This is a genomic window from Streptomyces sp. CC208A, from assembly GCF_030010625.1.
In the GTDB taxonomy this organism is placed as follows: domain Bacteria; phylum Actinomycetota; class Actinomycetes; order Streptomycetales; family Streptomycetaceae; genus Streptomyces.
This window is the reverse complement of the sequence record NZ_JASCXN010000073.1, coordinates 1-6748: the sequence shown is the minus strand read 5'-3', so window position 1 is coordinate 6748 and position 6748 is coordinate 1. Positions and strand designations below refer to the sequence as shown.

Genomic DNA, 6748 nt, shown 5'->3' with positions numbered 1-6748 from the left:
GGACTCGGGAGACTTCTCCCGGGCACTGCGGTTCTGGGTCGACGGCTTGCCGACCCTCGACTCCGACGTGCCCGGCGAGGACGGGGAACCGCTGCCGTTCGACCGCAGCAGAATCTTCCCGTACGCCTTCCGATCCTCGTTCGCGCAACGCCATGCCGACGCAGGCACCGACATCGACGTGCTGATGGACCTCATGGACCATCGCTCTCCCGACGTGACGATGACCTACTACAAGGTGACGATGGAGCGGAAACGGTCGGCAGTAGCGACGCTGCGGCTCCAATCTGTCGACCGCGCGGGCCACCCGGCTCCCTTCTCCTCGAACCTGTCGTACGAGTCGAAGTCGGTCGCCGTCCCGTACGGAAACTGCATCGAGCCCTCGAACGTGAAGGCCGGCGGAAAGAAGTGCGCAATCCGATTCCAGTGCGCCGGCTGCGGCTTCTACCGCCCCGACCCCTCCTACCTGCCCGCGATCGAGGACCATATCCGGGCCTTGAAGGCCGACCGGGAGATGGCCGAGGCCATGGACGCCGACGCCTTCGTCATCCGCAACCTGAACGACCAGATCGAAGCGTTCCAAGGCGTCATCGAGCGCATGAACGCCCGGATGACGGACCTGCCAAAAGAGCTCCAGGCCGAGGTCGAGGAAGCCAGCAGGGTCCTGCGAAAGGTCCGGGCCGGCGGGCGCACCCTCTTGCCGCTCACCGTCGTCGAGAAGCCGGGAGCGTCGGCATGACCAGCCGCAGGAAGCCCGCCGAGGTCCTGGCGGAATCACGCCGGCAGGACAGCCGCGCCAAGCGACGGCGCGTCCTCGCCACCGTGGACCAGATGCTCGCTCAGGGCGACCCTGTCACCTTCGCAGCCGTCGCACGCACGGCCGGAGTATCGAACTGGCTGGTCTATGCCGACGGAGTCCGGGAGCACATCGAGAAGGCCCGTGGCCAACAGGCCAGCCGTCCCGCTCAGGAACGGCTCACCAGAGCCACGACGAGCAGCTCGAGCATCCGCACGGACCTGGAACTCGCGCGCGCCGAGATACAGGCCCTGCGTCAAGAGCGCGATCATCTCAAAGGTGTTGTCCAGCGCAGTCTCGGGCAGCAACTCGAGCAAGTCGCCTCCAAGGACCTCGTCGCGCGGATCGACGAACTGACACGCCGCAACCACGAGTTGACCACGCGGCTCAACCAGATCCAAGGAGAGAACAGCGAACTCCAACGACGTCTCCGGGAATCAGAAGATGACGTCGCGGCGGTCCGCAGCAACCTGCGCCGGATGATCCGGTCGGGCGTGCAGGCCGAAGTCTCCTGATTGGTTGCCCCTGCCGTCGTGGTGTTCTGCCTCGGACTCTCCGAGGCAGAACACCACGAGGGCCCCTGTATGTCAGTACGGAGCCTGAGCCGCGATGCCCTTCGCCACGTTTTCGAGGTTCACGAGAAGGAACTCGAACCGTCGCTGCCGCTTCACCCAGGAGCCAGCGCTGCCCATCTTCTGGTGTCCCGTCTCCCGAAGCGCAGCCGACTTGCCGGCGGCCGGGGACGGTTACGTCATGTAGCGGGCCGGAGGGGTGGGACGCAGCACGCCCAGGCTGACGGCGGGCCCCGTCTCGTGTGTCGGGGCGGCTAGGATCGGGAGCCGATATCGGTTTCGTCACTGTCGGAGGTGGCCAGGGTGCGGGAGTTCCAGCGGGGCGCAGTGCGGCTGCACATCCTGCATCACGCGGCCGAGGAGGAGATCCACGGCGCGTGGATGACCGAGGAGCTGGCCTCCCACGGCTACCAGATCAGCCCCGGCACGCTGTATCCGACGCTGCACCGGCTGGAGGCCGACGGGCTGCTGACCTCGGAGCAGCGGGTGGTCGACGGCCGCACCCGGCGTGTCTACAAGGCGACCGAGGCCGGGAAGCAGGCCCTGGCCGAGGACCGCAGGGCCCTGGCGGAGCTTGCCCGCGAGGTTCTGGGCGACGACACGCCCTGATCAGCCGCGTACCGCTGCCTTGGCCGGGACGGCGGAGTCGGCACGGGTGAGGCGGGCGTCGAGGGAATAGGCGCCGGCGCCGACGATGAGCAGGAACAGGCTGCCGCACAGCTGCGCGAGGTCGGTACGCGATTCGTGGGCCAGGTCCCACCAGCCGGACTTCCCGTCGAACAGCGGGGCGTCCCCCCACAGGATCGGAAGCTTCGTGATCAGCAGCGCGCCGAGCATGTTCACGGTCATCGGAACGACGGCGAGCCGGGTCAGGAGACCGGCGAGGATCAGCAGGCCGCACACGATCTCGAAGGCGCCGTCGAGCGGTGCGAGGAAGCCGGGGGCGAGGATGCCGGCCTTGTCGAAGCGGCCGGTGCCAAGCTGGTCGGGGCGCAGGAACTTCAAGACGCCCTCGGACAGGAAGACGGCGCCGACGTAGAGGCGGATGAGGACGACGGCGCCCGGAGCGCTCGTGCCCATCAGCCGCGCCTGCCACCGCTGGAGCTGGGTCACGGCACTCGCACCTCGCCTCGGTCGTGTGCGGATATCGTCCTGCGGTTCCGGGACCGGGGACGCCAGGCAGTCCGGCCGTTCCCCCGGGCGGGGGAACGGCCGGGGCGGACGGGTCAGCCCCGTGCGGTGAGGGTGCGGCGTACGGCGTAGACGGCGGCGCCGAGAGCGATCACCGCGGCCCCGGAGATGACAGAGGAGGCGGGCAGGGCGAAGGCCAGGGCGAGGCAGCCCGCCAGCCCGACGGCGGGGATCAGGCGGTTCGGGCGGCCCTCGTCGGGGGTGAGGGTCCAGGCGGAGGCGTTGGCGACCGCGTAGTAGACCAGGACCCCGAAGGAGGAGAACCCGATCGCCCCGCGCAGGTCCCCGGTCGCGGCGGCCACGGCCACGACGGCGCCGACGAGCAGCTCGGCGCGGTGAGGAACCTGGAACTTCGGGTGGACGGTGGCCAGGGCGTGCGGCAGGTGCCGGTCGCGGGCCATCGCCAGGGTGGTGCGGGAGACACCGAGGATCAGGGCGAGCAGCGAGCCGAGCGCGGCGACGGCCGCCCCGACGCGGACAACGGGCACGAGCCAGTCGGCGCCCGCGGCCCGCGCGGCGTCCGACAGCGGCGCGCTCGCCTCGGCCAGCCCGTCCGGGCCCAGCACCATCAGGACGGAGACCGCGACGACCGTGTAGACGACGAGGGTGATGCCCAGCGCGATCGGGATCGCCCGCGGGATCGTGCGGGCCGGGTCGCGGACCTCCTCGCCCAACGTGGCGATGCGCGCGTACCCGGCGAAGGCGAAGAACATCAGCCCCGCCGCCTGGAGCGCCCCGCCGACGGTGGCGTCCGAGCCGACGTCCAGCCGGGCCGCGTCCGTCGCACCGGAGGTCAGGGCTGCGACCACGACGGCGGCGAGGACCGCCAGGACCACGGCCACGATGACGCGGGTCAGCAGCGCGGACTTCTGCACTCCGGCGTAGTTCACCGCGGTGAGCGCTACCACGGCCGCAACCGCGACAGCGTGCGCCTGGCCGGGCCACACGTACGAGCCGACGGTGAGCGCCATCGCCGCACAGGAGGCAGTCTTGCCGACGATGAAGCCCCAGCCCGCCAGGTAGCCCCAGAACTCGCCCAGGCGCTCGCGGCCGTACACATACGTACCGCCGGAGGCGGGGTAGCGGGCCGCGAGCCGCGCGGAGGAGGTGGCGTTGCAGTAGGCGACGACGGCCGCCAGAGCCAGGCCGATCAGCAGTCCGGAGCCGGCGGCGCGTGCGGCCGGGGCGAGCGCGGCGAAGATACCGGCGCCGATCACCGAGCCCAGACCGATCATGACGGCGTCGGGCACGCCGAGCGTCCGCCGCAACTCCTCGGGGGCGCTGCCGGCGGTCGATGGCTTGCTCATGGGCACACTCCTCGGCGGCACGAGCCGCGCTTTACGGACTCCGATATCGGCAGACGATATATGAGCCCGGCGAACGGCTGCGACGGCAGTCCAGGCGGTTCGACACGCCGGACACGAGATCCCCCGCCTCTCGACCGGACCGCATCGGGTGCCCGATTCCCTACTACTGTGCGTAATCAAGGCCGTGGCCACTCGACGCCCCGTCAAGTGGCCACGGGTGGGGAATCTCAACTGGCCACCGACACCATCGCTGGCCTGGCCTGCTGCGCGCTGCCCGTCCTGATCACCGCCGGGGTCGTCGGCGTTGGGACCGGGGCGGTGGTCGGGTGGCTGCCCACCATCGCGCTCGTTTCTGGCCGCCCTCGCCGCTGGAACCTGGTGGTGCGGCCAGCGCAGCACCTCCTGCTCCCGCGCGCCGAGGACCGACGGTGAGGGCGGGTGCGGCTGCAAGGCGTCCGCAGCCTCGTTGACGATCGGGACCCCGGACGCGCGGCAGGACCGGTATGCGAGCGTGGGGACCGCACTGCCCGGAGTAGCCCGTCCGTCAGGGCGAGCCGAACTGGGTCGCAGAGGTGCGGTCCCCGGCGTGGCTACTCCTGGGGCTTGTTGAAGTCGGCCTGCTGCCCGATGCGGTCGATCTCGTCCATGAGCTGGTCAACGTCGACCTGGATGGCCGTACGGTCTTCCTCGGTGGAGGTGGGGCCGGTTCCGTCAGGGGTGGTGTCTGCCATCGGTCCTCATTCATCAAGCGATGCCCCCCGATTGGGCACCGTGTTGGTCTCAGAAGCCGTTGTCTTTCCGGATGTGGTCGGTGGGTTTTCGCTGGTCAGGGATGAACTTCGTGGCATCAAGGAAGAGTCGGGCCGTCACGTTTGTCGGGGATGAGACGGAGGTGGCCGATGGCTTCGGTCATGGGCTTGCTGGAAGCGCGTGAAATGGCCGCGCTGGTTCGGGTCGAAGAGCTCCGCGAGGAGGTGGAGCGGGTGCTGGCCGAGCTCGCGGAGGCGGAAGCGGTGCTGGAGCGGCGGGTCATCGCCCGTGGGGAGCTGGCCGAGGCCCTGGCCGCGTCGGATCAAGAGGCCGCGCAGTCGCCGGAGTCGGCGCGGGGTGTGGTGAAGGTCCCGGTGGCGGGTTCGGTGGTGCCGCGCTGGCGGGAGGGTCTGTCGGTGGAGGCGCTCGCGCCGGTCTATCGGCGGCTGGTGGGTCTGCTGGAGGCGGAGGCGGAGGCGGGAGGGAGCGGGCTGCGGGCCGCGGAGCTGGCGGGACGGATGGGGCTTGAGGTGGTGCCGGTGAAGGTCGAGGGGCTGCGGACGAAGATGAAGCGGCTGGTGGAGCGGGGCTGGGTGGCCGAGGAGCGTCCCGGGGTGTTCACACGGCGGCCGGCGGCCGTGTGATGCTTCAAGACCGGTGGCGGGCGAGGCGGCGTCCCATGAGCATGGTCATCGACCACAGGACAGCGGCTTCGCTGCTGTCGGGCCTGCTTTCGTAGTCCCGGGCCAGGCGGCGTGAGCGCATCAGCCAGCTCAGCGTGCGTTCCACCACCCATCTGCGAGGAAGCACCACGAACCCCCTCGCGTCGTCATTGCGCTTGACGATTTCCAGGGTGAGCCGGAGCGTCTCCTGCGCCCAGTCGACCAGGCGGCCGGTGTAGCCGCCGTCGGCCCACACCAGGCGGATCTTGCGGTGGCGGGCACGGAGCTGTTCCAGCATGCCGCAGGCGGCGTCGCGGTCGGTCACGTCACCTGCCGTGACATGCACCGCCAGCAGCAGGCCGAGCGTGTCCACGACGACGTGCCGCTTGCGGCCGTTGATCTTCTTGCCGCTGTCGAAGCCGCGTGAGGCGGCCGGCACCGACGCGGCTGCTTTCACCGACTGCGAGTCGATGATCGCGGCGGTCGGCTCGGGAGCGCGTCCCTCGCTCTCACGGACTTTGGCCCGCAGCCGGTCGTGGAACTCGGCGATCAGCCCCGCATCGCGCCAGCGTCGCCAGAAGGCGTAGACCCGGTCCCAGACGGGGAAATCGGCGGGCATCGCCCGCCACTTGACGCCGTTGTCGACCAGATAGCGGATCGCGTCGATCATCTGCCGATGGCAGTAGCCCTCCGGCTGGCCGCCCTTCCCGTTCATCCACGCGGGCACGGGCAGCCCATCACGCACCGCTGCCCACTCCTGATCCGTCATATCGGACGGATAGACGGGCACACGCCCGGGACGGTCGGCCGCGTTCCCGTACTGATGCGCGAAACAATCACACGACCGGGCAACCGAGTTGGACCCCGAGGGCGCCGGCACGGAAGACTGCGACAACAGGGCCTCCTGTTGCTCGGATGGATTCGACACCCACGAGCTGTGCAGGAGGCCCTGCCTTCATGCCGGCACACCGGAAGACCACCCGACCGGGAACCCACGTTCGACTGCCAAGCGAACCACTCGGTACGACAACAGCTTCTCAACCCTAGCCAGGGCTACTGGACCACAGAGGTCAGCCGGCGGGGTGGGCGTGAAGGTTTCCGTTGCTCTGGTCCGACGCGGCGGTGTTGGTTGCGCCGCTCTTGATGCCGAGCGCGTTGAGGCTGTTCAGGGCGTCCAAGTTGTTGAGGCTTTCGCCGGCGATCGAGGCGTGGGCGGGGGTGGCCAGGAACAGGGGCACGACAGCGGCGAACGCGGCGGCCCTGAGCACAGAACGAGTCGTCATGCCGTGAACAACGGATGGGCTGACCACGGGACACGGCAGGGTAGCTCACCAGGGACGGCACCGACGCAGCGTCCGCGCGGGGTGCCCGAGGCAGGGTGAAGCGGATCGCCTGCCGCATCAAACGGCGAGGCAGCGCGCCAACCCCGGTGCGTGTCATCCCGGTTCGAGTCCGCAGGCGGACACCGCGGGT

Annotated in this window: 9 protein-coding genes; 4 read left to right on the top strand and 5 right to left on the bottom strand. The window is 69.9% G+C overall.

Annotated features, from left to right (window positions below; translation table 11 throughout):
- Positions 1-46: 46 nt before the first annotated feature.
- The 3 genes from QK442_RS35815 to QK442_RS35805 all read left to right on the top strand — a co-directional run bounded on the left by QK442_RS35815 (position 47) and on the right by QK442_RS35805 (position 1974).
- Positions 47-736 carry a hypothetical protein gene (locus tag QK442_RS35815; RefSeq protein ID WP_349239707.1) on the top strand — a complete coding sequence of 230 codons (690 nt, stop codon included), beginning with the start codon at positions 47-49 and terminating at the stop codon, positions 734-736.
- Positions 733-1308, top strand: coding sequence for a DUF6262 family protein (locus tag QK442_RS35810; protein ID WP_282698323.1), 576 nt, complete (start codon positions 733-735; stop codon positions 1306-1308). Before QK442_RS35815 ends, QK442_RS35810 begins: the two co-directional genes overlap by 4 nt.
- Before the next feature lie 360 nt (positions 1309-1668).
- Entirely contained in the window at positions 1669-1974 is a 306-nt protein-coding gene (locus QK442_RS35805; RefSeq protein WP_282698322.1) for a PadR family transcriptional regulator, read from the top strand.
- Here QK442_RS35805 and QK442_RS35800 read toward each other — a convergent pair whose 3' ends face one another.
- From QK442_RS35800 to QK442_RS35790, 3 genes are all read right to left on the bottom strand, one after another.
- Positions 1975-2478, bottom strand: a complete 504-nt coding sequence (locus QK442_RS35800) for a DoxX family protein (RefSeq protein ID WP_282698321.1) — start codon at positions 2476-2478, stop codon at positions 1975-1977.
- A gap of 113 nt (positions 2479-2591) precedes the next feature.
- Complete coding sequence (locus QK442_RS35795; RefSeq protein ID WP_282698320.1) at positions 2592-3863, bottom strand: APC family permease; 1272 nt, start codon at positions 3861-3863, stop codon at positions 2592-2594.
- A 590-nt stretch (positions 3864-4453) separates the two neighbouring features.
- A complete protein-coding gene (locus tag QK442_RS35790) occupies positions 4454-4594 on the bottom strand; it encodes a hypothetical protein (protein WP_282698319.1) in 141 nt (46 codons plus the stop codon).
- Positions 4595-4762: 168 nt separating this feature from the next.
- On the opposite strand from QK442_RS35790, the gene QK442_RS35785 reads away from it, so the two are divergent.
- Positions 4763-5257 carry a hypothetical protein gene (locus QK442_RS35785; RefSeq protein WP_282698318.1) on the top strand — a complete coding sequence of 165 codons (495 nt, stop codon included), beginning with the start codon at positions 4763-4765 and terminating at the stop codon, positions 5255-5257.
- Positions 5258-5261: 4 nt separating this feature from the next.
- On the opposite strand, the gene QK442_RS35780 is transcribed toward QK442_RS35785, so the two are convergent.
- Positions 5262-6044, bottom strand: coding sequence for an IS5 family transposase (locus tag QK442_RS35780; RefSeq protein ID WP_282698317.1), 783 nt, complete (start codon positions 6042-6044; stop codon positions 5262-5264).
- Positions 6045-6345: 301 nt separating this feature from the next.
- On the bottom strand, positions 6346-6558 hold the full coding sequence (locus QK442_RS35775; RefSeq protein ID WP_282698316.1) for a hypothetical protein: 213 nt from the start codon (positions 6556-6558) through the stop codon (positions 6346-6348).
- Positions 6559-6748: the final 190 nt, after the last annotated feature.

Bases quoted from the DNA above. Each gene is read 5' to 3' on its own strand.
- QK442_RS35810 (WP_282698323.1), top strand. From the start codon at position 733: ATGACCAGCCGCAGGAAGCCCGCCGAGGTCCTGGCGGAATCACGCCGG.
- QK442_RS35775 (WP_282698316.1), bottom strand. From the start codon at position 6,558: ATGACGACTCGTTCTGTGCTCAGGGCCGCCGCGTTCGCCGCTGTCGTG.
- QK442_RS35795 (WP_282698320.1), bottom strand. From the start codon at position 3,863: ATGAGCAAGCCATCGACCGCCGGCAGCGCCCCCGAGGAGTTGCGGCGG.
- QK442_RS35790 (WP_282698319.1), bottom strand. From the start codon at position 4,594: ATGGCAGACACCACCCCTGACGGAACCGGCCCCACCTCCACCGAGGAA.
- QK442_RS35785 (WP_282698318.1), top strand. From the start codon at position 4,763: ATGGCTTCGGTCATGGGCTTGCTGGAAGCGCGTGAAATGGCCGCGCTG.
- QK442_RS35780 (WP_282698317.1), bottom strand. From the start codon at position 6,044: ATGACGGATCAGGAGTGGGCAGCGGTGCGTGATGGGCTGCCCGTGCCC.